The organism is Cupriavidus sp. 05N40 (genome assembly GCF_056397305.1).
In genome coordinates this window covers 1-425 of the sequence record NZ_JBFTND010000478.1, presented here as the reverse complement: position 1 = coordinate 425, position 425 = coordinate 1, and the positions used below count along the sequence as shown (strand labels likewise).

At 63.8% G+C, this 425-nt stretch carries 1 protein-coding gene; it reads right to left on the bottom strand.

Annotated features, from left to right (window positions below):
* Positions 1 to 384, bottom strand: a 384-nt coding sequence (locus AC1DO7_RS41535) for an exodeoxyribonuclease III (protein ID WP_477117612.1), incomplete at its 3' end; no start/stop codon positions are given.
* Between the last annotated feature and the right edge of the window lie 41 nt (positions 385 to 425).

Below are 425 nucleotides of genomic sequence, written 5' to 3'. Positions count from 1 at the left end.
CTCCATCACTTCGTACTTGAAGCCCTGGCGGAGGTCGCCCGAGCTGCCGGAGGGAATATAGAAGGAGACCACGCTGAGGTTGCCGTAGCGGGCCTCGATATAGCGGCCTTCATCGTCGAACGGCGCCCAGCCGAGCGAGGTGATGACCTGGTCGGGCTCGCGCTTGCTGTAGATGGCCACGCCGCTGTAGCCCTTCTTGGTGATGGCGTCGCGGTAGAAGCAATGGTGGCCGTCCGGGCGGAACATCGGGTCGGTGAGCTGGTCTTCCTGGGCCTTGGTTTCCTGGATGCAGAGCACGTCGGCGTCCTGGGCGCGGAACCACTCGAGGAAGCCCTTGGTGGCGGCGGAGCGGATGCCATTGGCGTTGAAACTGATGATGCGCATGCTGACCCGGGTCTGGAGCGGTAACCGGGAAAGCATACCGG